Annotated in this window: 1 pseudogene; it reads left to right on the top strand. The window is 69.6% G+C overall.

The window, feature by feature from the left end:
• Positions 1-166: 166 nt before the first annotated feature.
• A pseudogene (locus tag ACXJKJ_RS31555) lies at positions 167-572 on the top strand (hypothetical protein); the annotation flags it as partial.

The following is a 572-nucleotide window of genomic DNA, read 5'->3' as shown; positions in this document are numbered from 1 at the left end:
CCGTGGGTGGAAGCGGGACAAGGCGGCGCATTAGGGCGGGGCGACGGAACGCGTTCCGTCAATGCCACCCCCAGGTTCATGGGGCCCGGCAGGACCTTTGAACCATGCGCAGGGCCGCCGCCGGGTGCCATCATCGGGGTTTGCCGTCTCCCGGGAACCCCTGATCGTGAAATCACCGCTCGTCACCGCGTTGCTGCTCGCCCTGGCCCTTCCTGCCGGCGGCGCCCTGGCCGCTGCGCCGGCCGCACCGACCACCGCCCCGGCCAGCCTGGCTGTTGAAAGCCCCGCCGATGCGCAGTTCCGCGCCATCTACGAAAAGGAATGGAAGTGGCGCCAGGACGGCGGTGGTGCGGCCAGCGAGGATGAAGACGGCCCGGCCAACGCCACCCGCATGCCCGACGTGGGCGAGGCCGCCCAGCAGGCGCGGCTGAAGGTCTGGGACGACGTGCTGGCCCAGCTGGACAAGGTCGACCGCAAGGCGCTGTCGCCGGACAACCAGATCAACTACGCCATCTACCGCGACCAGGTGTTCAACCTGGCTGCCGAGGTGCGGCTGGGCGGCTATGAAATGC

Source organism: Roseateles sp. P5_E1 (genome assembly GCF_054049335.1).
Note: the sequence above shows the minus strand (reverse complement) of the source record. Positions and strands in the feature narration are given on the sequence as shown.